The organism is Stenotrophomonas pictorum JCM 9942 (genome assembly GCF_001431585.1).
Taxonomy (GTDB): Bacteria; Pseudomonadota; Gammaproteobacteria; order Xanthomonadales; family Xanthomonadaceae; genus Stenotrophomonas; species Stenotrophomonas pictorum.
The window spans coordinates 67,170-91,950 of sequence record NZ_LLXS01000008.1; the positions used below are offsets into that span (position 1 = coordinate 67,170).

General features: G+C 64.7%; 19 protein-coding genes and 1 riboswitch. Of the genes, 6 read left to right on the top strand and 13 right to left on the bottom strand.

Annotation, left to right across the window (positions count from 1 at the left end):
* Positions 1-88: 88 nt before the first annotated feature.
* The 4 genes from ARC78_RS03575 to ARC78_RS03590 all read right to left on the bottom strand — a co-directional run bounded on the left by ARC78_RS03575 (position 89) and on the right by ARC78_RS03590 (position 6,744).
* Complete coding sequence (locus tag ARC78_RS03575; protein WP_057505749.1) at positions 89-754, bottom strand: alpha/beta hydrolase; 666 nt, start codon at positions 752-754, stop codon at positions 89-91.
* A 51-nt stretch (positions 755-805) separates the two neighbouring features.
* Positions 806-2,761 (bottom strand): glucans biosynthesis glucosyltransferase MdoH, encoded by a 1,956-nt coding sequence (gene mdoH / locus ARC78_RS03580; protein ID WP_425480551.1) that lies wholly within the window; start codon positions 2,759-2,761, stop codon positions 806-808.
* 899 nt (positions 2,762-3,660) lie between these two features.
* On the bottom strand, positions 3,661-3,984 hold the full coding sequence (locus tag ARC78_RS03585) for a DUF3817 domain-containing protein (RefSeq protein WP_054657908.1): 324 nt from the start codon (positions 3,982-3,984) through the stop codon (positions 3,661-3,663).
* Positions 3,985-4,149: 165 nt separating this feature from the next.
* Complete coding sequence (locus ARC78_RS03590) at positions 4,150-6,744, bottom strand: bifunctional diguanylate cyclase/phosphodiesterase (RefSeq protein WP_241772650.1); 2,595 nt, start codon at positions 6,742-6,744, stop codon at positions 4,150-4,152.
* A gap of 1,010 nt (positions 6,745-7,754) precedes the next feature.
* Here ARC78_RS03590 and ARC78_RS03595 point away from each other — a divergent pair.
* The 4 genes from ARC78_RS03595 to ARC78_RS03610 all read left to right on the top strand — a co-directional run bounded on the left by ARC78_RS03595 (position 7,755) and on the right by ARC78_RS03610 (position 13,702).
* Positions 7,755-8,891, top strand: coding sequence for a phosphotransferase enzyme family protein (locus ARC78_RS03595; RefSeq protein WP_054657906.1), 1,137 nt, complete (start codon positions 7,755-7,757; stop codon positions 8,889-8,891).
* A 42-nt stretch (positions 8,892-8,933) separates the two neighbouring features.
* Positions 8,934-9,029: riboswitch (TPP riboswitch) on the top strand.
* A gap of 70 nt (positions 9,030-9,099) precedes the next feature.
* Positions 9,100-11,274: a TonB-dependent siderophore receptor gene (locus tag ARC78_RS03600; RefSeq protein WP_054657904.1), complete on the top strand. Its 2,175-nt coding sequence runs from the start codon at positions 9,100-9,102 to the stop codon at positions 11,272-11,274.
* Entirely contained in the window at positions 11,271-11,837 is a 567-nt protein-coding gene (gene pnuC, locus ARC78_RS03605) for a nicotinamide riboside transporter PnuC (RefSeq protein ID WP_054657902.1), read from the top strand. The genes ARC78_RS03600 and pnuC overlap by 4 nt, the downstream gene beginning before the upstream one ends.
* A gap of 620 nt (positions 11,838-12,457) precedes the next feature.
* A complete protein-coding gene (locus ARC78_RS03610) occupies positions 12,458-13,702 on the top strand; it encodes a ferredoxin reductase family protein (RefSeq protein ID WP_241772651.1) in 1,245 nt (414 codons plus the stop codon).
* Between the two features lie 195 nt (positions 13,703-13,897).
* Here the strand turns inward: ARC78_RS03610 and ARC78_RS03615 are convergent, their stop codons facing one another.
* From ARC78_RS03615 to ARC78_RS03625, 3 genes are read right to left on the bottom strand one after another with little or no spacing between them, the layout of a single operon-like run.
* Complete coding sequence (locus ARC78_RS03615; RefSeq protein WP_054657900.1) at positions 13,898-14,611, bottom strand: ABC transporter ATP-binding protein; 714 nt, start codon at positions 14,609-14,611, stop codon at positions 13,898-13,900.
* Entirely contained in the window at positions 14,604-15,806 is a 1,203-nt protein-coding gene (locus tag ARC78_RS03620) for an ABC transporter permease (protein ID WP_057505752.1), read from the bottom strand. Before ARC78_RS03620 ends, ARC78_RS03615 begins: the two co-directional genes overlap by 8 nt.
* Positions 15,807-15,809: 3 nt before the next feature.
* Positions 15,810-17,048 carry an efflux RND transporter periplasmic adaptor subunit gene (locus ARC78_RS03625; protein WP_057505753.1) on the bottom strand — a complete coding sequence of 413 codons (1,239 nt, stop codon included), beginning with the start codon at positions 17,046-17,048 and terminating at the stop codon, positions 15,810-15,812.
* Between the two features lie 288 nt (positions 17,049-17,336).
* Between ARC78_RS03625 and ARC78_RS03630 the strand changes: the two genes are divergently transcribed.
* Positions 17,337-18,602 carry a serine hydrolase domain-containing protein gene (locus tag ARC78_RS03630; protein WP_057505754.1) on the top strand — a complete coding sequence of 422 codons (1,266 nt, stop codon included), beginning with the start codon at positions 17,337-17,339 and terminating at the stop codon, positions 18,600-18,602.
* A 166-nt stretch (positions 18,603-18,768) separates the two neighbouring features.
* Here ARC78_RS03630 and ARC78_RS16520 read toward each other — a convergent pair whose 3' ends face one another.
* The 3 genes from ARC78_RS16520 to ARC78_RS03635 all read right to left on the bottom strand — a co-directional run bounded on the left by ARC78_RS16520 (position 18,769) and on the right by ARC78_RS03635 (position 19,833).
* On the bottom strand, positions 18,769-19,086 hold the full coding sequence (locus ARC78_RS16520; protein ID WP_145974269.1) for a hypothetical protein: 318 nt from the start codon (positions 19,084-19,086) through the stop codon (positions 18,769-18,771).
* Positions 19,087-19,254: a hypothetical protein gene (locus tag ARC78_RS16745; protein WP_157723016.1), complete on the bottom strand. Its 168-nt coding sequence runs from the start codon at positions 19,252-19,254 to the stop codon at positions 19,087-19,089.
* Between the two features lie 93 nt (positions 19,255-19,347).
* Positions 19,348-19,833, bottom strand: a complete 486-nt coding sequence (locus ARC78_RS03635) for a hypothetical protein (RefSeq protein WP_057505755.1) — start codon at positions 19,831-19,833, stop codon at positions 19,348-19,350.
* A gap of 289 nt (positions 19,834-20,122) precedes the next feature.
* On the opposite strand from ARC78_RS03635, the gene ARC78_RS03640 reads away from it, so the two are divergent.
* Positions 20,123-20,581, top strand: a complete 459-nt coding sequence (locus ARC78_RS03640; RefSeq protein WP_054658651.1) for a hypothetical protein — start codon at positions 20,123-20,125, stop codon at positions 20,579-20,581.
* Positions 20,582-20,963: 382 nt separating this feature from the next.
* Here the strand turns inward: ARC78_RS03640 and ARC78_RS16525 are convergent, their stop codons facing one another.
* The 3 genes from ARC78_RS16525 to ARC78_RS16245 are packed head-to-tail and all read right to left on the bottom strand — an operon-like array spanning position 20,964 to position 24,355.
* Entirely contained in the window at positions 20,964-21,908 is a 945-nt protein-coding gene (locus ARC78_RS16525) for an O-methyltransferase (RefSeq protein WP_338062219.1), read from the bottom strand.
* A 1-nt stretch (position 21,909) separates the two neighbouring features.
* A complete protein-coding gene (locus tag ARC78_RS16240; RefSeq protein WP_083468450.1) occupies positions 21,910-23,238 on the bottom strand; it encodes an ATP-binding protein in 1,329 nt (442 codons plus the stop codon).
* 10 nt (positions 23,239-23,248) lie between these two features.
* Positions 23,249-24,355, bottom strand: coding sequence for a DNA cytosine methyltransferase (locus ARC78_RS16245; RefSeq protein ID WP_083468451.1), 1,107 nt, complete (start codon positions 24,353-24,355; stop codon positions 23,249-23,251).
* Between the last annotated feature and the right edge of the window lie 426 nt (positions 24,356-24,781).

Consider the following 24,781-nt stretch of genomic DNA (forward strand, 5'->3'; position numbering starts at 1 on the left):
AAACCATCAATCTGCCACCGGATCGGCGTGCTCCCCGGCCCGCGACTGCTGTGCGGACCACACGCCAACCATGCTGCCAATACTCACATCATGCGTGCGCGAAACGAAGCTGCAGCCATTCAGCCAGCGCGTGGATCTCCTCGGCGCAGACCTGGTGGGCCATCGGATAGCGGTGCCATTCCAGCGCGAAACCCAGCTGCCTGAGCACCTGCGCGCTGTGCTCGGCGATCTGCAGCGGAATCACCGGATCGCCACTGCCATGGGCCATGAACACCGGCTGGGCGGTGGCGCCTTCCACCAGCTGGCGGGCGGCGGCATCGACTTCGGGCAGGTAGGTGGACAACGCGATCAGGCCGGCCAGCGGCTCACGCCGGGTCAGGCCGGTGGCCAGGGTGATGGCGCCGCCCTGCGAGAAACCGGCCAGCAGGATGCGGTCGAGCGGAATGCCGCGCTCCTGTTCGCGTGCGATCAGCTCCTCGACCTGCGCCACCGACTCGGCCACGCCAGCGGTATCGGCGCGGCTGCGGAAATCCATGCTGACGATGTCGTACCAGGCCCGCATCGGCATGCCACCGTTGATGCTGACCGGGCGCTTGGGCGCATGCGGAAACACGAAGCGGATCGCCGGCCAGTGCGGGCGCACCAGTTCAGGCACGATCGGTGCGAAGTCATGGCCATCGGCGCCCAGGCCGTGCAACCAGATCACCGACCATTCCGGCACTGCGCCGGTTTGCTGTTCCACTGTTTCCAGCATTTCCACGACTCCCAAAGACAGGCCCGCATTATGCCTGCCCCGGGCCCCGGCTCAGTCCTGCAGGGGCTCGCGCAGTGCCGCAGCTCTCAGTTCGGCCGCGCGCACCAGCACGGCCGGCGGTGCACTCTCCTCGGGAATGGACAGCAGGCCATGGCGCCGCAGCCAGTCGCCGGCGCTGCGCGAGGACGTCAGCGCCACCACCGGTACCGCCAGCGCCATGCCGATCACCACTGGCGCCATCCATGCCGCCAGCGGCGGCGAAACCGCATAGGCCATGCCGCCGACCAGCAGTCCGAACACACTCAGGCCACCATAGCGGCGCAGCAGTTCCGGCCACGACACGCTGCCATCGTCACGCTGCTGCGCATCCCACCCCGAATCCTTGCCGGCCAGCACTTCGGCCACACCCCGCGACTGCACGTACATCACCACCGGCGCCATCAGCGCCGCCAGCACGGTTTCCAGCAGCACCGAGACCAGCGCTCGCAGCGCGCCACCGCAGCCGAGGCGTTCGTTGCGCGAGGTGAGCATGGCGACATAGCCCATCGCCTTGGGCGCCAGCAACACCGCCATGGTCAGCACGAACACCCACACCACACCGTCCTGGTCCAGCCCGCGCCAGTACTGCGCGGGGGCCAGCTGCAGGTGCAGCTCCTGCGCCACATCGATCCCGCCGTGGATCAGTGGAATGGCCACCCCGATCAGCATCAGCATCGCCCACATCGGCGCGGTGAAGTAATGGCCAATGCCGATCAGCATGTGCACCCGGCTGATCCAGTGCAGCCCGCTGGCACTGACAACCTTGGCGTGCTGCAGGTTGCCCTGGCACCAGCGGCGATCCCGGATCAGCAGATCGGTCAGTGTCGGCGGGCCTTCCTCGTAGCTGCCGTGCAGGTACGGCACCATGTGGCAGGCCCAGCCGCCGCGACGGATCAGCGCCGCCTCGACGAAATCGTGGCTGAGCACATGTCCGCCAAACGGCTTGCGGCCGGGCAGCTCGGGCAACCCCGCCTGCTCGGCGAAGGCCCGGGTGCGGATCACCGCGTTATGGCCCCAGTAATTGCTCTCGGCCCCGTGCCACCAGGCCACGCCATAGGCCATCACCGGCCCATACACCCGGCCGCCAAACTGCTGCATGCGGGCAAACGCGGTACGGCCGTTGACGACGGCCGGCAATGACTGGATCAGGCCGACCGTGGGATGATTTTCCATCGCCGACACAAGCCGCACGATCACCTCACCGGTCATCAGGCTGTCTGCATCCAGGATCAGCATCTGCGGGTAGGCACCGCCGAAGCGGCGCACCCAGTCGGCGATGTTGCCGGCCTTGCGCCCGACATTGCTGGCACGGCGCCGGTAGAACAGGCGCCCGGCGCCGCCGGTGGCCTGCACCAGTCGTGCGAACACCTGTTCCTCGGCGCGACCGGTCGCCTCGCGGGTGGTGTCGCTGAGCACGAAGAAATCGAAGTGATCCAGCTGCCCGGTGGCCGCAACCGATTCGTAGATCGCCTGCAGGCCGGCCATCATCCGCCGCGGGTCCTCGTTGTAGGTGGGCATCAGCAGCGCAGTGCGCTCACGCAACGCCGGCAGCGGCGTATCGGGATAGATGCCCAATTTCCGCCGCCCGCGGAGCAGCGCCTGCAGCCCCGCCAGGCTGCCGACGAACGACAGGGCGACCCACGCGAACAGCAGCACGAACAGCGCCAGCAGGCAGACCTCCAGCACATTGATGCCGCCACTGGCCAGCACCCGGGCCATCATCGCGCTGGCTGCCAGCGTCATCAGCGCGGTCGTGCCGAACACATACAGCCGCCGCAAACCGATATTGGCCGGCGCGGTGAGCTGCCGCGGCGCATGCAGATAGCCGTCGCGCAAAGACTGCTCGGGCATTGCCAGGGGATGCTCGGCCGGCAGCACCGCCATACCGGCATCCCGTAGCGGAGGACCGGAAATATCGGACGTCACGCGCGGCGCCCCACGACGAAGGACAGGAGAAAACCGCGGCAATCGGGAAGATGACCGCGGCTTGGGCTGGGATGAACGCTGCTTCCGTGATGCACCAGAATTCCTCGATGGGACGGCGTGATAGGCGGAAAACGTTAGACGGTTCAACTTAAACCTGCGGCAAACGCCAAGCCGCCGGCGCGGTGCCCTTTCCCCCAAACCGATCAATGCGGGAGCCCCCTCCACCGCATCGCCGTACCGGCATCCTCAACGCCAGGTCTACCTCATGACGGAGCCCGCACCTGGGCGCAGGACGGCCCCATTATCAATGAACCTCCGGACGGCCACCACTTTGCTGCGGGCCGCCCCCGCAATCCGCCCCCATGGCGTCGCCCAAACGCCCCGACGCCTCACCGCAGCACCGGCGCCCGCCGCTCCGCATTTCCGGGATGTCCTGGCGCGTGACCTGAAGACCGGCACCGCTGGCAGCAGCAGGCGCCGGTCCCGACCCCGAAGAAACCGCCCACCGGTGGGCGGGATGCCTCACAGGGGCCCGCTCGCCTGCCGCCGCGCACCGGCGTCACGAAAACCAGCGCACGTTCGACAGAACCCGAAATGAACACGCGCCGGCTGCAACGCCGCGAAACCTCCGGCCCAACTGCCCGAAGGCGTGCTCCGCGCAGGCGGCCGGCATATGCATCGCTGCAGACCTCTGCAGCAGACCGTTCGTGCAGCACCGCCATGTTGAAGGCACCCGGCACGAGGCAAGGAATGCCATCAAACAAACCGCCGGAAAGATCACCGGCAAAAAATTGCGGGAAACGGCAGGCACGATGCAAACCTTGGCTGGCTGGCATGACACAAGGGGCCAGGGGCAAGGCCGCCGACAGCCGCAGAAAACACCCCGACCGGACCGTACAGCGCCCCCGGCATGAGCATCCGGGCCGTTGAAGCGCGGCCGATCAGGCCGGACGGTGGGACAACAGTCCGATACGGCGGAACCACATCTCCACCGGCACAGTGACCAGTGGCGGCACCGCGGCCACCAGCGCCACCAGCATCGCCCACAGCGGCCAGCGCAACCTGCCCCACGCATACAGGCTGACCACCACGTAGAACAGGAACGCCGCACCATGCAGCGGTCCGAAGATCCTCACCCCCAGCGTGGTGGTTTCCGTGCCGTACTTGAGCAGCATGCCGACCAGCAACCCGGCCCAGGTGACACCTTCGATAAACGCGGCCGCGGCAAACAGCTTGCCTGCGGGAGAGAGCGGTTTGGCAGACATCAAAAACCCGTGCTTGTGCAGAAAGGCCGGAAATTGTAGGCCAACCGCGCTGCTCACCCTGGATCAGCGCCGCTTTGCGCGACAGGCAGATCACATCCGTGCCGAAAGTCATGGCCGACTGCGCCAGGCAACGGCACGTAGGGACCATTTTTACCGCAGTCTTATTCAACCGACCCGGACGTTAGCTTTTTCACGCTGGAACAGCACCCGCTCGGGGCGGTGCAGCAGGAAACCCTGGGCGTAGTCCACGCCGAGCTCGCGCAATACAGACAGCACGTTTTCGTCATCCACCCATTCGGCGACGACCTTCAGTTTCCGCTCGTGGCCAATCCGGGTCACGGCATCAATGATGATGCGGCTGACCGGCTCTCGCCCAAGGTCGCGCACGAAGCTGCCGTCGATCTTGATGCTGTCCACCGGCAGGTTCTTCAGATAGCCGAAGGAGGACATGCCGGCACCGAAATCATCCAGCGCGATCCGGCATCCGGACGCGCGCAGGCGCTCGATCACACGTGCCACGCGTTGCAGGTCGCGCACAGCCACCGTTTCGGTGATTTCAAAACACAGCCGCTCCGGCGGCACCCTGAACGTGGTGATCGCATCGAGGATGAAATCCGCCAAACCGTCATCCTCGAGGCTGGCGCCAGACAGGTTGATGGAACAGCTGTGCAGCTGGACACCGCACGGATGGATCCGGGAGAAGTTGGCCAACGCGGTACGGATCACCCAACGGTCCACCGCCGGCATCAGCCCGTAGCGCTCGCCGGCGCTGAGGAAGGCACCGGGCATGACCTCACGGCCGGTGTGATCGCGCATGCGCAGCAGCAGCTCCACATGCACCGCATCACCCGCCGCCGGGTCAAGCGCCACCAGCTCCTGGTAGTCCAGCAGAAGCTGGCCCTGCTCCAGCGCCCCGCGTAGGCGGTTGGCCCACTCCATCTCGCCGATACGCTGGGTGCTGGCGGCATCCTCGCGATAGGTGCAGACACGGTTGCGGCCATTTTCCTTGGCTTGGTAGCAGGCGCTGTCGGCCCAGGCCAGCAGGTCCTTGAGCGTGCTGCCTTCGCGCTCGACCATGACCAGGCCAATGCTGGCGCTGACGGTATAAGTACGCTCCTGCCAGTGGAAAATATGGCTCTCGATGCAGCGCCGGATGCGCTCGGCCAGCGCTTCGGCCTGCACCAGGTCCACATCGAACGCCAGCAGGGCGAACTCGTCCCCGCCGAGCCGGCCGAGAATCGTGTTGCGGCCCAACACGGCGCGCATCGCCCGCGCCAGCTGCACCAGCAACTGGTCACCGGCCGCATGGCCGGACAGATCGTTGATCAGCTTGAACTGGTCCAGGTCGAAGTACAGCAGCGCGAACGGCGCAGCCAGTGCAGTACCGTCATCCCCGGCCAGCGCTTCGCGCAGCAGCCGCTCGAACTCGCGACGATTACGCAGTCCGGTCAATTCATCGTGCGTGGCCTGGTAATGCAGGCGCTCGGTCATCGCCCGCTGCGCACTGGTATCGGTGGCCACCATCAGCAAATGCGGCAGTGCCTCCACTTCCACTTGGGCCAGCGAGGCATTGATCCAGAAAGCCGCGCCGCCGGCCGGGGTCAGCATCACCTCCTGGCTGCGCCACCCACCGCCACTCACCGCCATGGCAATCGCGCGCTCGCAGGCATGGCTATCGGCGAACAGCGAGCACAGCGGTGACCCGACCACGTCACCCAGCAACTGCCGCGCCGCCTGGTTGGCGTAGGTAATGCGGCTGCCGTCACCATTGGCCAGCAACACCAGCGCCGGCAGCAGTTCGTTGAGAGTGCGGAAGCGTGCCTCGCTTTCACCGAAGCGCACGCTCATGCGCCGCCCCAGATCAACCGCGCGGCGCCGGGTCGTCATCTGCGACCACACCAGCAGTGCCAGCAGGGTACTGATCGCGGTGCCGCCGATAAGGATCGCGCGCAGTTGCCCCCATTCGAACAGGTCAGCGCGCGGCCACAGACGCATCTCCCAACGGCGGCCGCCAAAATCCAGTTGCCGCACTTGCTGGGGAACTTCGGCGACCGGCGTGGCTGACGCAAATACCAGGTCCTGCCCGGCAGGCGCATCCAGATCGCGAATCTGCACGTGCATGTATTCCAGCACGCGCCCCTGCAGTGCCTGGGTGATCATCGGCTCCAGTCGCATGCTGACCGCCAGCGCTCCGATCTCGCGCTGACGACGTTCAGGCACCGTCAGCGGAACCGCACCGGGAGAATAGACCGGCAGGCGCACGGTGACGCCGGTGGCACTGGCCGCCGCGTCCTGGAACTGCACCAAGGGAAACGGCGCTGACGCGGTGGGCATATCGCGGTCCCGCGCCAGCTGCAATGCCCGTAGATTATCCGGCTGCCGGGTGATGTCGAAACCGACCAGCACCTCGTTGCCCTGCAGCGGCGCCACAAACTGGTAGCGGTAAGCCACCTGACCGGGATCGGTGGCACTGGTTTCGGCGCGCGCGAAGCCGGTGAGTACATAACCTTGCGCCAGCTCCTGCGGACGCAGGTTCTTCTGGTATTGGGAGAACTCTTTCTGGTCCATTCCATCGCTGGAAAGGAACACCGTCTGCATCGAGCGCAGCACCATAGCCGCCCCCTTCAGCGGCTCGCGCATGCGCGACTGCGCCGCATTGGCCAGCGAGCCCTGCAAGGATTCAGTGCGCTGCTGCTGGTAGACCCACTCATGGTGCGCCAGAGCCGCCGTGCACACCAGGCCCAGCAACAATACCGCCAAAGCCCAGAACGGAGAGGTGGGTACCAATCCGCGCGTAATCGCATTGCCCGTACCCGTTTCCTCCGGTGTCCTCCCTGCCTCCCGTACTGGCATGAATCCGGCTCCCTGAAGATGACAACGACAATAATGCTCCCCCCCACCCGTCGCGCAGTGAAAGCGGCGTGGTCTATACACACATCGTCCGTGCCGCAGCAGCAGGCCGACTGTCGCCAATCAATAACCCTATCGGGTGATGAAAGGAATTCTTGAACGCAAACCCGGGACCGCAATCCATTTCTGAAACGGCGTGCCGGGTTTCACTTTTGACCACCATCGCCGCGCCGCTTCATCCATGGAGCCGCCTCGGCCGGCCGGTTCCACGGTAAGCGGGACCGATGCCAAAACACACATCCCTGCCGTGGCCGCCTTCGCAATCCGCTGTCCCGCCAATCAAGTGAACTTGAGCAGGTCAGCTCCGGGCACCCTGCGGAGCTGAACGCGTTGTTGAATCCGACACGCCCTGTTCAACGAACGTGATGTGTCGAAGCCCATTCCGGCGTTGTGGTGATAGAGGCGCGGACCACAGCTTGGCTTGGCTCACCGCACAGCACCGGTACGACGCCGGCGGCACGGGTCTCATCACGTTGCGGTAGACCCGCCAGTGGCGAGGTGCATCTTCCCGCTCACCTTGCGACGAGCACGCTTGACACGACACTGCCCGGTGGCATTTCCAGACCCGCGCAACGATCCGTGGTTGCTACGACGAAACCTGGATTGGTACGTGGCCGGATTGCCCCGCTTTGAGAGAAGCGAAGTGGAAGCCTGCGCGACACAACGCGTGCGGCCAAAGTCGCTGCGGTGGGAGCAGCTGCGGCAGCCGTATCCCGGCCACACCAAATTTCCAGGAACAGCGTTTACGGTTGGCGCGGGGTTGCCTGGTTCAACTGCGCTTCCTCCACCTGTGTGGCCTTCGGCAACGCACGCGCTACCCTGCTGCTCCCGCCCCCCTTGCACTTCACCAGCGTCTTCCCATGAACAACACCGATCACCGCGTCCAGGGCCTCAACAACGATGAGGTGGCGGCCGACTGGCCTGCGATCAGCGCGCGCGAGATCGCATGGCTGAGCGGGCGTTTCCCGCAACTGGAAGGTGCCGGTGCGGTGTTGTGGCACAGCCCGCGGCCGATGTCGGCGGCGGCCATTGTCGAGGGCCGACACGGACAGGTGTTCATCAAGCGCCATCACCACAGCGTCCGCACCGCGGCCAGCCTGGGCGAGGAACACCGCTTCATCGCCCATCTCGCCGCTGCCGGGGTACCGGTGGTGCAGGTAATGGGTGATCGCGATGGCGCCACCGCCATTGAACATGGCCACTGGACCTATGAGCTGCATGCGCTGGCCGCCGGTCAGGACCTCTACCGCGACGCACCGTCATGGACACCGCCGCTCGATCCCGGACACGCGCGGGCCGCCGGCGCGATGCTGGCCATCCTGCACAACGCCGCTGCGGGCTACCACGCCCCGCAGCGCAGTACGCACATGCTGGTCGCACGCGATGACCTGATCCGCGCGGCCGATCCCATCGCGCAACTGCAGCGCGATCTGGTCGAGCGACCGGCACTGGCCGACTATCTGGCGCGCAAACCGTGGCAACACGACCTGCAGCAGACCGTGCTGCCGTGGCACCGCGCGCTGGGTGAGCGCCTGCACCGCGAACCGCGGCTGTGGGCACACAACGACTGGCACGTCTCCAACCTGCTGTGGCGCGACACCGGCAATACCCCGAGGGTGGCCTCGGTACTCGACTTCGGTCTCGCCTCGCCTACCAGCGCGCTGTTCGATCTGGCCACCGCGATCGAGCGCAACGCGGTGGCGTGGCTGGAACTGGAGCGCGGCGAACAGGCGGTGCATACCGGTATCGCGCTGGCCCTGCTCGACGGCTACCGCCGCGTCCGCCCGCTGAGCGCGGCGCACGTACAGCTGCTGGCCGACCTGCTGCCCATCGTCCACTTCGATTTCGCGCTGTCGGAAGTGGAGTATTTCCACGGCGCCACCGGCTCCACCGCCAACGCCGACATCGCCTGGCACACCTTCCTGCTCGGCCACGCACAGTGGTTCACCCGCAACCCGGGACAGGCGCTGCTGGCCGCGCTGCGCGCCGCCGCCTGAACCGGCGCACGGGCCAAATCCATCCGGTTGTGGTCAAATACGCCCCTGAAGCGGGGGTGCCTGGCGTGATCAGGCTGAGAGAGTCCCTTGGAACCTGATCCGGTTTGCACCGGCGTAGGGAGCTTTGAGCAGCACCCGAATCCCCTCTTTGGCGGGGTTCGTGCGCGCGCCTTCGCTTCGTCTCCCCTCCTGGCTGATGACGAACCGAATGAACCGCTGCTACCGAATCTCGCTGTTGACTGCCGCCATGGGCGCGGCGCTGCCGCTGTACGCCAGCAACGTTGAAACCGAGGCCGCCGACCGCTCGCCCACCGAGCTGGCCGCCGTGCGCGTGCAGGCCAAACAGGACGCCGCACCGCAGACCACCCAGTCCGGCAGCTTCGGCGGCGGCGACTGGAAGAACACCCCGGCCGCGGTCAGCGTGCTTGATCGCGCCCTGCTCGACAGCCGCCAGGTGCGCACGCTCTCCGAGCTGGCGCACAACGATGCCTCGCTCGGCGACAGCTACGCGCCGGTCGGCTACTACCAGAACATCGCCATCCGCGGCTTCGCGCTGGATACCGCCACCGGCTACCGCTTCAACGGCCTGAGCATTGCCGGCGAACAGCGCCTGGCGCTGGAACACATCGCGCAGGTGGAAGTGCTCAAGGGCGAGGCCGGACTGGCCGCCGGCGTGATGGCACCGGGCGGCATCATCAACTACGTCGGCAAGCGCCCGACCGACGTCCGCAACCTCACCCTGGCCACCGATGCCGAAGGCAGCCGCTACGCCGCCATCGACGTGGGCCACTGGCTGAGCCCGCGCTTCGGGGTGCGCTTCAATGCCGCCTGGGACGACAGCAACTCGTACATCGAGCACGCCGATGGCCGCCGCAACTTCTATGCGCTGGCCACCGACTGGCGGATCAGCGAACGCGCCAAGCTCGAGGTGGATGCCAACTACCAGACCAGCGCGCAGCGCTCGGCTTCGGCCTACCAGCTGCTCGGCGCCAGCGCGCTGCCGGGCGAAGTGAACCGGGAGCACATGCTCGGCTACCAGGCCTGGCAACGGCCGGTGGGCATCGACAGCACCAACATCACCGCACTGCACACCTGGGACTTCAGCCCGAACTGGCAGTCACGCGTGTCGGCCAGCCACAGCCGCACGGTGATCGATGACAACGTCGCCTTCGCCTATGGCTGCTACTACGCCGCGCAATGCGCCGACGGCAGCGTGCCGGGCAACTTCTTCGCGCCCAACGGCGACTACGACATCTACGACTACCGCAGCCCGGACGACACCCGCCGCAACCAGGAGCTGCGCGCCGAACTGCATGGCCGCTTCAGCACCGGCAACATCGGCCACCAGCTCACGCTCGGCATGGACGGCTTCCACCGCACCGTGGACAAGCGCCGCAACGTCAACGAGTACGTCGGCACCGGCAACATCCACGACGCGGAGGTACCGCAGTTCGCGCCTTCGCCGCTGCAGCCGGGCCCTTCGGTGCGCCGCCTGGACAGCAGGCAGAACGCGCTGTTCGTGCTCGATCGCATGGATCTCGGTGCCGACTGGCAGTGGCTAGCCGGCGGTCGCTTCGTGCGGCTGGAGGAGACCGCGCGCAACAAGCGCGGCGCGCTGGAACGCGAAAGCCGCCTCTCACGCTTCCTGCCGCAGAGCGCGCTGATCTGGCGCGCGAACGATCAGCTCAATGTCTACGCCAGCTATGTCGAAGGCATCGCGCTGGGTCAGGAAGCGCCGTTCTGGACCGTCAACGACGGCGAATTCCTGCCCGCGGTGCGCTCGCGCCAGACCGAGGTCGGCGTGAAATTCGCGCCCTCCGATGCGCTGGCGCTGGGCGCGGCGCTGTTCCGCACCACCCAGCCGTTCCAGTACGCGCAGCCCGATGCCAGCGACGCCGGTTACACCTTCGGCGAGCGCGGCCAGCAGGCCCACACCGGTCTGGAACTGACTGCGCGCGGGCACGTCAGCGAGCACCTGCAGCTGACCGCCAGCGCCAGCGTGCTGCAGGCCGAAGCTCGTCGCAGCGGTACGCCGGCCTACGAAGGCCACCAGCTGATCAACGTCCCGAAGCGTCGCGCCAGCCTGCACGCCGATTACGCGCTGCCGTTCGTTGACGGCCTGGGTATCACCGGCGGCTGGCGCTATGCCTCGGCCAACGTCGCCACCGCCGATGGCCGCGTGCGCGCACCGGGCTACAGCGTGGTCGATGCCGGTCTGCGCTTCCAGCACCGCCTGCACGCGCGCCCGGTGACCTGGAACCTGTCGGTGGACAACCTGTTCAACCGTTTCTACTGGCGCGATACCGGCAGCAGTTCCGGTGACTACTACCTGTTCCCCGGCGCACCGCGTCAGGCCCGCCTGTCGGTCAGCTTCGCGCTATGAATCCGGTGCTGCTGGAATGGTCGGCGGTAGGCTTCAGTGTCCTCGGCGTATGGCTGATGGCGCAGCGGCGGATGCTGGCCTGGCCGGTCGGGCTGGTTTCGGTCGGCCTGTACGCGCTGGTGTTCGTGCAGGTCAGGCTGTACTCCGATGCCCTGCTGCAGGGCGCGTTCGCCGGGTTCCTGCTGTATGGCTGGCTCACCTGGCGCCGGCAGCTGCAGCACGACGGCCGGATCGTGATCGCGCCATTGGCCTCCTGTCAGTGGTCGCGTGACCTCGGCATCGGCCTGGCCTTCGGCCTGGCCCTGGGTGCGGCGATGCACAGTTTCACCAACGCCGCATTGCCGTGGCTGGACGCCATGCTCGCCGCGCTCAGCCTGGTCGCGCAGTGGTGGCAGGCACGCCGGCATGTCGCCGCGTGGTGGCTGTGGATCGTGGTGGACGTGGTCTACATCGGCATGTATTTGTTCAAATCGCTCCACCTCACCGCCGCGCTGTACCTGCTGTTCGTCGGTCTGGCGGTGATCGGCCTGCGGGCATGGAGCAGGGCGGCCAGGACGGCCTGAAAACCACGGGCAGCACCGGGCTTCGATACTTGCCGGTCGAAGCCCGGCTTGCTGCAATCTCGCCCACTTCTTTGGAGTGCGCCATGCAGGACATCGGGGCGTAGTTGCTGGTAAATCCGGCTCGGGCAATGGTGGGGTGTCGTTGTGCGTCACCCTGCTGATGCAGCTGCGCAGCATCGCTGTGGTGACATGCGGCGCCGCGCGGATTGTTGTCGCTCTGCACATACGCGTCAGCTGACCGGAAACCTTTCACGAAATACGGGTCACTCCACTCTGATCCCTGTTTCTATCTGTTCCTGCTTTTTCAGCCCGCTCGGCTGCCGATGATCTACCCGCAGGTGCGGTGGACACGGGAAAAAAGCGTGGATGAAGGACGAATCGAAGAGGCCCCGCTGCGGAGGACAGGCGCAATCCTCACCGGGGCGTTGTCTGCACCTACCGCGTCCATGCCGGTCGTGGCCTGAGGCGTGTGCGGCGGCGCGTCGAGGGAAGTCAATGCGGCCAAACAGCCTGACGGCGGCACTGTGCCGCCCCTGCCTGTCACTGCCATACTGCGTACGCGCCTGAACGGCATAGGCGCCCCAAACAGGCCAACCGCCATGCGCTTGAAGACCGCCCCCGTGTTGATCGGATTGTCTGCGCTGAGTTTTGCGCTGGTTTTTGTCGATCTGCCGGCGGGAACCCGCGGCAGCATGGCGGCCGTCAGCCTGGCCTCGGGCGTGGCGGCGCTGGTGATGATGGCCTGCGCCGCCTTGCTGGGTGCGCGCTGGAAAGTGGTGGAGTCGGCATTCGGGGGACTGGACCGGGTCTATGAAACCCATAAATGGCTGGGGGTCTGGGCGCTGGTCTTCGCCTCGGTGCACCTGGCATTCAAGGCGGGCATGCCGGGCTGGGAGACCGCCGCAATCATCGAACTGCCTGCGCCGGTGACGCGCCTGGTACGGCAGCTGTCCTACATCGCGCTGATGCTGATCGTGCTGCTCGCACTGAACCGCAAAATTCCGTACCGCACCTGGCGCTGGTGGCACAAGTTGTCCGGCCCGCTGTTCCTGATCGTGGTCCTGCACTGGCTCAGCTTCAAGTCACCGGTCGCGCTGCTGTCCCCGGCCGGTGTCTGGCTGACCATCGCCGCGGCGCTGGGTGCCGCCGGCGCCTTCTACAAACTGTTGCTCTATCCCTTTGTATCCAACCGCGCCGAATACCAGGTCACCGGCGTGGTATCCGGCCCTTCCGCGGTGCGGCTGGTGCTGTCGCCGCTGGGCCACGGCATTGAATACCGGGCGGGCCAGTTCGCCTTTGTGTCCTTCAGTGCGCCCGGGCTGCACGAGCCCCATCCGTTCACCATCGCCAGTGCGGGGACGCGCGACGAGCCGGTGCAGTTCGTCATCCGCGCCCTGGGCGATTACACGCAGCGTCTGGTCCGGGAGGTTTCCATCGGGATGACCGCCGAAGTACACGCGCCGTTTGGGCGATTCATGCGGCCGGCGCAGGCGACCGCCGAGGTATGGATCGCCGGCGGCGTGGGCATCTCGCCGTTCCTGGCCTGGCTGGATGACCCGGCCGCGCGCGGATTGGAACGCATCACCCTGTTCAATTTCCAGACACCGGGCCGCGCGTTTCCCGCCGCCGAAGAGTTGGCCCCGCTCGCACAGCAGCGCGGCGTGGACTACGTGCCGATACTGGCGGGCGTGGAGACCCCCGCCTTCCAGGAGAAATTCGCCGCGCGGGTGGCCGAAGCGGGCCCCTCCCATCTCCAGGTCTGCTTCTGCGGCCCGGCCGGCCTGCTCGAGGAGGTCCGCAAGATCATGGCCGCCCATGGCGTGCCCAACGCCAACCTCTCGCACGAACTGTTCGACTTCCGCTGACGCGGCCCCACGGCCGCCGTCATCCAGACGGTGCTGCAGGCATGGGCGTACCCGGTGCCTGCTGCCTGCCGCATCGGCGTCCGGTGTCGGCGCGAATCCGGCGAGGGCCAAGCCAAGGCCACCGGGCTGGCGCCGCCCGGGTCCGGAACCGCCCTGAACCACGCATGGGGCGAGCGGGTGTTCCGCCCGCGGGGTTTACCGGTCGCCCCGCATCCCTTCGTCGGAGACGATGCGGCCATCCACCAGCGTGATCTTGCGGTCGCAGGTTTCCGCCAGGCGCGGGTCGTGGGTCACCACCAGCACCGCGCAGCCGAACTGTTCGTTGAAACGGCGCAGCAACTGGAACACGTCCGCCGCGGTCCGGGTATCCAGGTTGCCGGTGGGCTCATCGGCCAGCAGCAGGGAGGGACGGGTCATCAGCGCCCGGGCGATGGCCACGCGTTGCTGCTGGCCACCGGAAAGCTGATCGGGAAGACGGTCGGCGAACTTCTCCAGGCCCACGTCGGCCAACAGGCCGCGGGCGATATCCAGCGTCTCGCGTGACGGCCGGCCCTGGGCGACCAGCACCGGCATCAGCACGTTCTCCAGCGCGGTGAACGCGCCAATCAGGTGGTGGAACTGGAACACGAAACCGATCTGGCTGCCGCGCAGCGCGGTGCGGGCTTCGTCGTCCATCGTGCGGGTGGGCCGGCCGCCCAGATAGAGCTCGCCGCCAGTAGGGGAATCCAGCAGGCCGATCATGTTCAGCAGCGTGCTCTTGCCCGAACCGGAGGGGCCGACCAGCGCGGCGAAGTCGGCGCTGTCCAGCCTCAGGTCCACCCCGTGCAGCACTTCCACCTCGTTGGGCTGGCCCATGTTGTAGGACTTGCGCAGCCCCTCCAGGCGCAGCACCTCGCGGACCTCAGACATGGCGGATGGCCTCCACCGGATCCAGCCGCGATGCGCGCCAGGCCGGCACCAGCGCCGCGCCCATGCCGGACAACGTGGCCAGCGCCATCGCCGCCAGAACCAGCGCCGGCGGCAGCACGATGGTGAACAGTTTCGGCCCGAAGCTGTTGAACGCGCCCACCAGCCCCCAGCCGGCCAAGGCCCCCACCGCCGAACCGACCAGGCCCAGCACCGCGCCCTGGATCAGAAACACCTGCAGCATCTGCCGCCGGCGCGTTCCCATCGCACGCAGGATGCCGATCTCGCGGGTGCGCTGGGCCACGCTCACCGCCAGCACGCTGGCGATGCCCAGTGCCACCGAGATGGCCACGAAGAAACTGATCATGCGCGTGGACATGCTCTGCGAGGTCAGCGCGTTCATCAGCTGGGCATTGCTCTCCATCCAGCTCTCGGCCTTGAGCCCGGTGAGCCCGCGCAGGCGCGCGGAGGTCTGGTCGGCGGCGAACACGTCCTGCACGGTCACATCGATCACGCTGATGCCGCCGGGCAGCGCCAGCAGCGACTGCGCCTGTTTCAGATCCAGATACACGTAGCGCGCATCCAGCTCGCGCACGCCCAGCTCGAAGATCCCGGCCACGTTGATGACCGCCTCGCGGCCATCGCCGGCGTCCAGGCGCAGCTTGCCACCGGTGCGCAGTCCCAGGTCCTCGGCCAGCTGGCGGCCGACCAGCCCGTTGCCCGAGCCCACCTCCAGCCGGCCCTCCACCAGGTTCTCCTGCAACGGGATCACCCGCACGTAGCGTGGAAGGTCGATGCCGACCAGGGCCACCGAGGCGGTCGCATCGCCGCGACGCCCGAACGCCGGACCGGACACCACCGGCGAGACCGCGCTGACCCCGGGCAGACGCTCGATCACCTCCAGCACCTGCTGCCAGTTGTCGATGGGGCGCAGCGACTGCGGGCGCGGCTCCTCCAGCACCAGCTGCAGGGTGCCCGGTGCCGCCGGCACGATCTGGTTGACCTCGCGCGGCGCCTCCACCCGGACATGCGCCTGGGTACCGAGCGTGCGTTCAATCAGGTTCTGCTGCAGACCGGCGATCAGCGCGGTGACGAACACGATCACCGACACGCCCACCGCGATACCGAACAGGATCAGCAGCGACTGCGCCCGGCCCTGCCGCAGAAAGCGCATCGCGATGGTGAACTCGATCCACATGGCTCAGCCGGCGTCGCCGGCATCGGCCGCGACGGCCGTTTGCGCCACCGGCGGCGGCTGCAGGCGCAGGCGCACGCGGGCACCGTCGGCCGGACGCCCGGTGACACCCAGGGCGCCCGCCGCCACGATCTCGTCGCCTTCCTCCAGGCCCTCGACGATCTCGGTCATCGCCAGCCCGCGCAGCCCCAGGCGCACCGCCACGGGCACTGCGCGACCATCGCGCACGCGCAGGATCTGCGCGCGGTCCGAGCCCGGATCGGCAGCGATCAGCGCGTCGTTGGGCACGGCCAGGGCACGCGGGCGCTGGCCGGTGAGCAGGGTCGCGGTGACGGTCATGTCCTGACGCACGAAGTCGACCGGCGGATCGATGCGAAGCCGCACATCGACCGTGCCACGCGCCGGGTCGATCGACGGGGCGATGTGGTACACGGTGGCGGCAAACGGGCGGCCGGGCCAGGCGTCGGCCACGCAGGTCGCCGGCTGCCCGACCTCGAGCAGGGCCAGGTTCTTCTCGTCCAGCGGCAGCAGGATTTCGCCGGGCGCATCGCGGGCGATCTCCAGCAGCACCTTCCCGGCACTGACCGTATCGCCGGGCTCCACCTGGCGGGTCAGCACGGTGCCGGCGACGGTCGCCCGGATGACCGCGCGCTCCAGCTCGGCGTCGGCCGCGCGCAGGCGTTCAACCGCCTGGGCTTCGCGCGCACCGCCGGTCACCGCTTCAACCGCCACCTGCGCCTGATCGGCCACCGCGCGTGCGGCGACCACCGCCTGCCGCGCCTGCTCCACGCTCTCGCGCGACACCAGCTGCCGCTGGCCCAGCGCGGCGCGGCGGGCGGCCTCGCGCTCGGCCTGGGCCAGGTCCGCGCGGGCCTGGCGCAACCGCGCCTGGGCGTCGGGTCGCTCGGCCTGGCGCAGCGCCGCCAGCGCCGCGCGTGCCTCGTCGCGGCGCGCTTCCAGGTCGGCGGCGCGCAGCACCACCAGCACGTCGCCCGGTGCGACCCGGTCGCCGTCCATCACCCGGCGCTCCAGCACCAGACCGGAGATCTCGGTCCCCACTTCCACCCGGGACAGCGCCGCGACGCGACCGGTAGCGACCACGTTCTGCACCAGCGGACCGGCGCTCACCACGTAGCCCGGCAGCAGCGGACCGCGCCAGCGGACACTGCCCCAATACAGCACGGCCAGCGCCAGCACGACGGCACCGGCGATGATCCATTTCCGCCGAGCGGAGGCGTGTGGCATGGGTGGGGCACTCTGGAAACCAGTGCGTATCTTCACCTGTCCATCGTCAGGGCGACAACGGCGGGTAGAACCCGGGCGACCGGGACCGGGGTCACGGTCCAGTTCCGACTCTCGCATCAGCCTTATTCCGATAGGCCGCGCCACGCGCACGCCCTGCCGTCGAGAGCAACGGACAAGGGAGCAGGTGAGAACCGGGGTCGGACTCCAGTTCCTCCCACCTGGCCCTGATAGCTGAGTGGCGCCGGGCAGCCGCTTGCCAGCCCTTCCCCCAGCCTATCCAATGCGGTGATGCCTACTCGTGCGCCTCTCCGTCTGGACCGTCGCCGCTTCCTCGCGCTGGGGGCCGGCTCACTGGCGGCAATCGGCGCGGCGCCGCTGGCCGCCGGCGCGCAGTGCCGGGCCGACACGGGGCCGTGGATTCCTTCCGATGAGTTCCTGGCGGCGCTGCCGCGCCTGATGGCCGCGTTCGCGGTGCCCGGGCTCGGCATTGCCGTTATCGAAGGGGGCAAACCGGTCTGGAGCCGCACGCTGGGCGTGACCCATGCCCTGACGCAGGCGCCGGTCACCGCCGAGACCCTGTTCGAGAACGCCTCGCTCAGCAAGCCGGTATTCGCCTATCTGGTGCTGCAGCTGTCCGATCAGGGGCTGATCGATCTCGACCGGCCGCTGGTGCAGTACCGCCGGCCGGACTATCTGTCCGATTCGCCGTGGGTCGCGCTGATCACCGCGCGCGATGTGCTGCGCCACTCCAGCGGCCTGCCCAACTGGCGCACACGGCCGGCGCAGCAAACACTGACACCCGCCTTCAAGCCGGGCACGCGCATCGGCTACTCGGGCGAGGCGTTCTTCTGGCTGCAACTGGTGGTGGAGACGCTGACCGGGGAAAGCCTGGACGAATCGATGCAGGCGCGCCTGTTCGGACCGGCCGGCATGACCGCCAGCAGCTACGGCTGGGATGCCGCTCTCGCCGCGCGCTCGGTCTACGGCCACCGCGCCCATGACCGGCCCGGCACCGGCATGCCCCGGCAGTTGCTGCGCGAGCAATGGAGCGCGGCGCAGCCGGTCGCCGAACGCTGGAGCAAGCCGCTGTCGGCGTGGAAGTACAACGATGCGGTGCGCGCCCTGCCCGACGTGCTGGCCAGCGCGCCGCCCGGGCTGGTGCAGTGGCAGGGCGACATCATGGCCAATGCCGCCGCCAGCCTGCGCACGACGCTGCGCGACTACGCCACCTTCATGACCTTGATGATGCCGCGTACAACGCGGGCCGCGTGGGAGATCAGGGAAACCACCCGCCAGGCGATGCTCACGCCGCAACTGGTCCTGCCCGGCCGCTGGACCGACAAGGGATTGGGCTGGAACCTGGAAGACACGCGCAGCGGGCCGGTGTTCTATCACGCCGGCAGCAACGCCGACATCTTGAAGAACTTCGCGCTGGGCGATGCCGCGCGGCAACGCGCGATCGTGCTGCTGACCAATGGCGGCAGCGGCAACCTGCTCTACCGGCGCATCGTCCGCCACGCCAGCGGTCACGACCTGCTGGGTTTCGATCTCTGACAGTCGGGCAAACCCTCAGGTTCGACACGACGGGAAACAGGCGCAGGGTGGACGGCCCCAGCGGCTCCCGCTGCTCCTGGCCGTCCGCCGCAGAGAGGCGCCAGAGCGTGAACCCGGCGCTCGCCCTGTCTTGCAGGGTTGCTGAAGCCAACCTGCCCTGCGGTCCTTACTGGTGAGACAAAGGCGCAATGGCCGCCGCTTGCGCACGGTGCCGTGCGGTGCATCGGTTGTCCGTGCGCCCCGGAAGTGGCTTCATCGGTATAGAAGGGGCGCTGCGCGGCCAGGCGTCGGCGGTTTTGCGACGGCTGTGACGCTTTGACGGAGGGCGCCGGGCGATTGTGGGGGCGCAGGCAGGCGTTTTCCACGCGGCGGTGACCGGTTTTCGGCCGATGCCGACCGATTTCTGCTCGTGCGCGACCATTTTTCGGTCGACGCCGAGCGATTTATGGTCGATGCCGAGCGATTTATGGTCGATGCCGACCATTTATTGGTCGCGCGCGAGCGATTTCCGGTCGACGCCGACCATTTTTTGCTCGTGCACGACCGATTTATGGTCGACGTCGACCATTTTTCGGTCGCAGTCGAGCGATTTTCGTTCGGCGCCGACCGATTTTTGGTCGATTGTCCTGAAAACGGATGCAATGGCGCCCATGGCGCGCCGGGCGGTAAGGGATGGCCGGTAGCAGCGGCACAAACGACAACGCCGGCACGGGGCCGGCGTTGTCGGAGGGATCGCTGCGGCGGGTCAGCCGGCGCCGGCTACCTCGGCCTGAACTGCTGGGGCGGCGGTGCGGGTGCCGCGGAAGCGGCTGCCCAGCTGGCGGCGCAGGTCTTCCAGGCCATGGTCGTTGCCGGAGACCTTGATATGGCCGTAGGCGTCCAGCGCGGTGCTCATCAGGTCGCTGCCCAGTGCGTTGACGGTGTCCTGCACGCGGCTGGTGAGGTATTGCAGGCGTTCGAGCAGCGGCACCAGCTGGTCGTAGGCGAGCAGGTCGGCCTGCGCGGCGGGAATATCCAAGCTGGCCGGCACCACGTGCGGGTGTTCCTCCACCACACGCAGGGTGCGGCGCACGAACGGGCCGGAGCGCTCGCCCATGAACACCAGCCCGCGCGCGTCCTCGGCCGGCAGGGAAATCAGCCCGGGCAACGCACTTTCAATCTGCTTCAAACCGGTGGTGGCGGCGGCCACCTGCGCGTCGCTGAGGACGAGGGAAACCACATTCTGGGTCACAGCCTGCTCCTTGCTTATGCGTATCCAACCCGGCACGTCCGGGGTCCGTGCCCCGCCATCGCCGGTGACATTGCATCACCACGGCGGGCGGAGCACGGCGACGTTGCGCCCGTGCCACAGCCCACGTCAGTCGGTGGAACACGCGTTGCGCGGTAGGAAAAGGACTACAGAGCCGTTAGCGTGAGCGCCGCTTCCGCAAAACCGACACTGCCTCATCGTTTTCGAGGCGCTTATTTCCCATGAGCCAGATGCGATAGGCTCGATGCGGCGTACGGCGGAGGGCGATGGAATGCGTTACCGGCTTTCGGGAAAACTGATCCTGTTCCTACATGTTGTGGCAATGGTACCGATCAGCATCGCGTACGGTGCGATCGACGGCGGCACCTGGCTGCCGCCCATCCTGTATGTCGGAGCAATGATTTGCATGTGGGGACTGACGCTGCCCGGTGCCAAACGCGGATTGGTCTTTGAAGTGCTGGGTTTCTATTACCAATTCAAGATGTTCCGCGAAAACGGATTCAAGCACTTCGGTCACGCACGCCGCGAGGATTGGGACAGGTATGGACGGACTTCACGCGTACTGCTCCACGCGCTCGCACTGATTACGATCCTGGCATTCATGTCCGGTGGAAAGATAGGAAGCGATTGGTTCTGGCAGTGCGCGCTGCTCGGCACATCGTTCGCCATTGGAATCGAATCGGGCACCGTCATATTCAGGTCCGGTGAGGCCCCGAGGCGCCGAAACTGACAAGGTACCGGCAAGTGCTGGGAGCACTTTTTACAGCAAGCAGGCTGGATCGTTGATACTCAGTCAGCCCGCGGGCCTTGGAACCCTCGAGGCGATTCTTTTTGAAAGATCAAGAGCTTTCGTGCACCTGCGGTGCGCGAGTCACTTTTCTTTGCTTGTGCAAAGAAAAGTAACCAAAAGAAACACACCCGGGACGCATGCCCGCGCGTTGCGCGGGTTCGCCACTGCCCGGCGCATTTTTCGACGGCACATCCGTGTACCGGCGAAAAACGACGCGCTCCTGCGCGTCGCCCTGCGGGTATCCGCGCCGGCCATTGGCCATGCTCTACGGGGTGAAGGTCAAGTGCAAAAGCAAAAGCTGAAAATCGAATATCCTACGGCGCTAGCTGATTTCTGCCTCAACAAACCGAGGAAAGTATCGATAGAACTGGCTGTATTTCTCGATGTCCGAGGTAGGCAACGGCAAACCGCAAGCCACCTTAGTTCTATCCACGTCAATCTGACGCATTTCCGCGTAGGTCAAGAGCGGGGGATCTATAAGATAGGCTGAATCATCGAAGCGACAGAAATCGAATTGCTCGAAGTTACACGCCTGATAATTTCCCGCATGGGACGCACTAACCAGCACCCCACCAATTGTAATCATCTTCACCCCATCAGCATACCTAAAATAATATATTGGCTTAAATTCAAATTCTGACCACGCCCCGCCTTTCGCGGACCTAGCCTTGAGCGCTGACTTAATAGCTTCAAACACAATACGGCGATATATATCACCCACACCCCAGCCAGACAGCCCCCTACTCTCGACGTCAGCCGGAACATTATCCTTACCTACCGCCGCCTGTAGAGCCTCCAGCGGCTTAACACCTTCGCCCCCACCAATATTTCCGGCATTAAAGCTTAAAACTATTACAGAGCCAGATGAAGCATTTCTCGAAAAGTATTCCACATCATCAAGACATGATTTTACCAGCGCACCATCATAGTCCAACCAGCATATAGTCGGCTGATCCCAAGAAAGTTTCTGAAGAACCGCGGTCGATGTGCCGAACATCATCCGCACGTTACCGTAAGGCACATTAAGGCGAAATCTGGATTGGACCGTAGAATCTGTGGCGTTCTCGATGCTAATCATCTCCTCAACACCCAGAGATCTATGCACCAATGAAAAGTCACTAAAATAAACGGAGCCCAACCCTATGTAGCGATAATGCTCCACAGAACCAAATGATTTTAAGGAGCGAAATGATTCGACGAGCATCTTCCTTTCGATGCTTTTCGCGGGCCGAACACGATAGTCAATCCTGGAATAGCTCCCTGCCATCTCAATGCTCCCTTTCCCATACGTATTCGAAGCAAAGCTCCCCTACTCGCCGGGCAGTTTTAACTCCGAAGTACTCCTTCGCCCATTCCACATCCTCTAACGCTCGATCAAATTGTACCTTGACTGTCTTCGGCACGACACCAACCGTCTGAGCAGGGTAGGTAAATGAACGCGACAACGGCAAAATCGAAAGCTTTGCCGGCGAAGCCTTTTTAACCAGGGTCTCCAGATGATCACTATCGGTGTCCATCTCCGCATCGAGTGCGTTGAGAAAATCAACCACTTGGCGCAGCGCCGCCACCATCTCGCCTTTGGCATATTGATACACAAGGCTGTCTGTATCTACGCCACTTTTCTGCGTGTTCCATGGCAAAGACTGAGCATCATCGCTTTCAAAGAATACATAGCCCCTAAAGCGAGCAAACTGTCCATGAGCCTTGGGCGTGGCCACTCCCCCCTCAATTTCCGACCCCCATCCAGTCAGGGCCGTCTTATCAGCCCTGACGATTTGCCTGCCATTGCAGATTACGTACCAACCGGCGTCCTCCAGATTCGATTCTGATATTCCGGCATACAAGGTAAGTTTGACGGAACTTCTAATACCGTCATCCGGCCGGGCCGCAAAGTCCTCGACGATTTTAATGGGCCTTAATTGCGCACTCGAAAGGAGATCAGCAACGCGATGCCTAAGTTGATGGCTATTTACGGTCACTTCGAGTCCGGCATCTAGACTCCGCGCATGGGCTTCTTGAATTCCGCGAATCAATGCCGATTTAAAACGCTCCGACCCCAGCTCCAGCTTGATTGCTGGATGAATATCACTAACTTCCAAGACGGTTTCGCACTCCTCTGAACCCCGACTTTGACCTTCAGCTACAGAAGAAAAATCAAAAGTCCAGTCTTCCTTTCCTTCAGAGTCTTTCTTGGACCTCCACTCGTGAACGTTTACGCTGAGGGTAAACTCTGAGTCTTCAGATTTAGATGAGATATCAAAATGATTCCCCATCTTGAAGAGTGCGCGCTTCATTCCGACGCCAAATTGTCCGATTGAACCTTGTGTAGAGGGAGCGGACAAAGGACGCCCAAATCTAAACGCGTAATCTCTCGCAACACTCACAGGTATACCGCCGCAATTGTCGGCAATCACGAAGTGTTCACTTGCCATCTCGATAGAGATATGGAGCCCCTCGTAAGGCCCCTCCCCCCGGAGTCGCCTCGCGCCATCGATGCAGTTATCCACGAGATCCTTAACCGCATCTTGAAGCGATATATCTCGCGTGATGATCGATATGAAAAAATCCTTCGTCGGCGATGCATCTATGACACCCATGTCCCCTCCATTAAATTAGATTCGCAATCCTTCCTAGAACATGCTCTGCGACTATAGGACTGACACTGTTTCCTATTTGACGAAATGCGTGCCACTTAGTGGGATGAAACACAAACCAATCTGGAAATCCTTGTAGCCTGGCTGCCTCCCTAGGCGTAATTACTCTGGGCTTCGTAGGATGAATCGGGCGGACCGCCTGAAAGCTTCCTTTGTCAGAATTAGTTCCTGCCCTCAACGTCGGACAAAGACCGTTAAAATCCAATCTCGGCGATCTATAAACCCTGTCGACCTCACCAGGAGCAAGCTGACTAAACCTAAGCACAGTTTCGGGCGCGTGCAGAGTACCCAAGAAGCCGGACACGATCCTTTGAGAGGCGAGATCAATGGCCTGGGGGTCACCGACACCTTCCGGGATATGACCCTTAATTCGCGCCGCGAAAGCGTCGTCCCCTACCGCTTTAACTTTTCGCCAGCTTTGGCTTTCGCTTTGCCAATCCGCCCTTACATCCGGCAACCCTTTAAGTGCATCCCTTACATTGACCTTACTTATCGTTGCATCTAAGAAGGTCGTTCCATCGATATTACCAACTCTCGATGGATCATATCCAATGAAAAAAACTCGCGTGCGTGTGGTCGGGGCTCCATAGTCACTGGCCTTTATTTTTATTGGCGCCAGCACCTTATATTTTGACGGCAGACACTCAAGTGCATCCTGAACTATCTTCGCATTGCCAGCGCGAAGAATGCCAAGCACATTTTCAGCAACAAAGAAAGCCGGATCCATTTCTGCGACCAGCTGGAAAAATCTTCCAAAGAGGAGATTCCTCGGATCGCCGCTGTTCTTCTTGCCTATCACGCTAAAGCCTTGGCAGGGCGGGCCACCAATAAGGCCCCCTAACGAACCCTCCTTAACCCCACATGCCCTAAGAAGCTCCCTTCCATCAAGGTCACCAACATCCTGTTGAATGTGGTGCGTACTTGGGAAGTTGAGAGCGTGGTAAGCAGCGGCGATCGGGTCAATTTCGACGCTGCCCGCGACTCGAAAGCCGGCTCGCGCAGCACCAAGGCTCAATCCCCCGACACCAGAAAAAAGATCGATCACAGTCGGACGTTTCATCGCCATAGTCTAGACGGTGAACTCTCAATGTGTCGATCGTCATCGCTGAATATAAGCGGGCACCAGAGATCCCCACTTTTATGTCGCACCGGATGAGGATGGACTAGCTTATACGGCGCTTCGAGCGCAAGAGTGCCCCTCCAACCCACGGGAAACGCCGGCCCGGAATTCACCTACTAGGCTCCTGTCGATGGAGCCCAAAGTGCGAGGCTGGACTTTCGGAGACAAACCCAGCCTTCGATTCCTCACCGAACGTCCAGCTCAGTGTCCCAACGATAAGAAAGGGGCAGCCTATGGCCTCCCCTTTTTCTTTAAACCCCCACAGGGTTCGCCTTCTCCGGATCAATCCCGTACTGCTTGATGGCCAGGGCGACATCCTTGGCGGTCATCTTGCCGTCCTTCGCCAGTGCGGCGATGGCCGGCGTG

Coding starts and splice junctions, on each gene's coding strand:
- ARC78_RS03575 (WP_057505749.1), bottom strand. CDS start 754: ATGCTGGAAACAGTGGAACAGCAAACCGGCGCAGTGCCGGAATGGTCG.
- ARC78_RS03585 (WP_054657908.1), bottom strand. CDS start 3,984: ATGTCTGCCAAACCGCTCTCTCCCGCAGGCAAGCTGTTTGCCGCGGCC.
- ARC78_RS03595 (WP_054657906.1), top strand. CDS start 7,755: ATGAACAACACCGATCACCGCGTCCAGGGCCTCAACAACGATGAGGTG.
- ARC78_RS03600 (WP_054657904.1), top strand. CDS start 9,100: ATGAACCGCTGCTACCGAATCTCGCTGTTGACTGCCGCCATGGGCGCG.
- pnuC (WP_054657902.1), top strand. CDS start 11,271: ATGAATCCGGTGCTGCTGGAATGGTCGGCGGTAGGCTTCAGTGTCCTC.
- ARC78_RS03615 (WP_054657900.1), bottom strand. CDS start 14,611: ATGTCTGAGGTCCGCGAGGTGCTGCGCCTGGAGGGGCTGCGCAAGTCC.
- ARC78_RS03620 (WP_057505752.1), bottom strand. CDS start 15,806: ATGTGGATCGAGTTCACCATCGCGATGCGCTTTCTGCGGCAGGGCCGG.
- ARC78_RS03625 (WP_057505753.1), bottom strand. CDS start 17,048: ATGCCACACGCCTCCGCTCGGCGGAAATGGATCATCGCCGGTGCCGTC.
- ARC78_RS03630 (WP_057505754.1), top strand. CDS start 17,337: ATGCCTACTCGTGCGCCTCTCCGTCTGGACCGTCGCCGCTTCCTCGCG.
- ARC78_RS16520 (WP_145974269.1), bottom strand. CDS start 19,086: ATGGTCGGCATCGACCATAAATCGCTCGGCATCGACCATAAATCGCTC.
- ARC78_RS16745 (WP_157723016.1), bottom strand. CDS start 19,254: ATGGGCGCCATTGCATCCGTTTTCAGGACAATCGACCAAAAATCGGTC.
- ARC78_RS03640 (WP_054658651.1), top strand. CDS start 20,123: ATGCGTTACCGGCTTTCGGGAAAACTGATCCTGTTCCTACATGTTGTG.
- ARC78_RS16525 (WP_338062219.1), bottom strand. CDS start 21,908: ATGGCAGGGAGCTATTCCAGGATTGACTATCGTGTTCGGCCCGCGAAA.
- ARC78_RS16240 (WP_083468450.1), bottom strand. CDS start 23,238: ATGGGTGTCATAGATGCATCGCCGACGAAGGATTTTTTCATATCGATC.
- ARC78_RS16245 (WP_083468451.1), bottom strand. CDS start 24,355: ATGAAACGTCCGACTGTGATCGATCTTTTTTCTGGTGTCGGGGGATTG.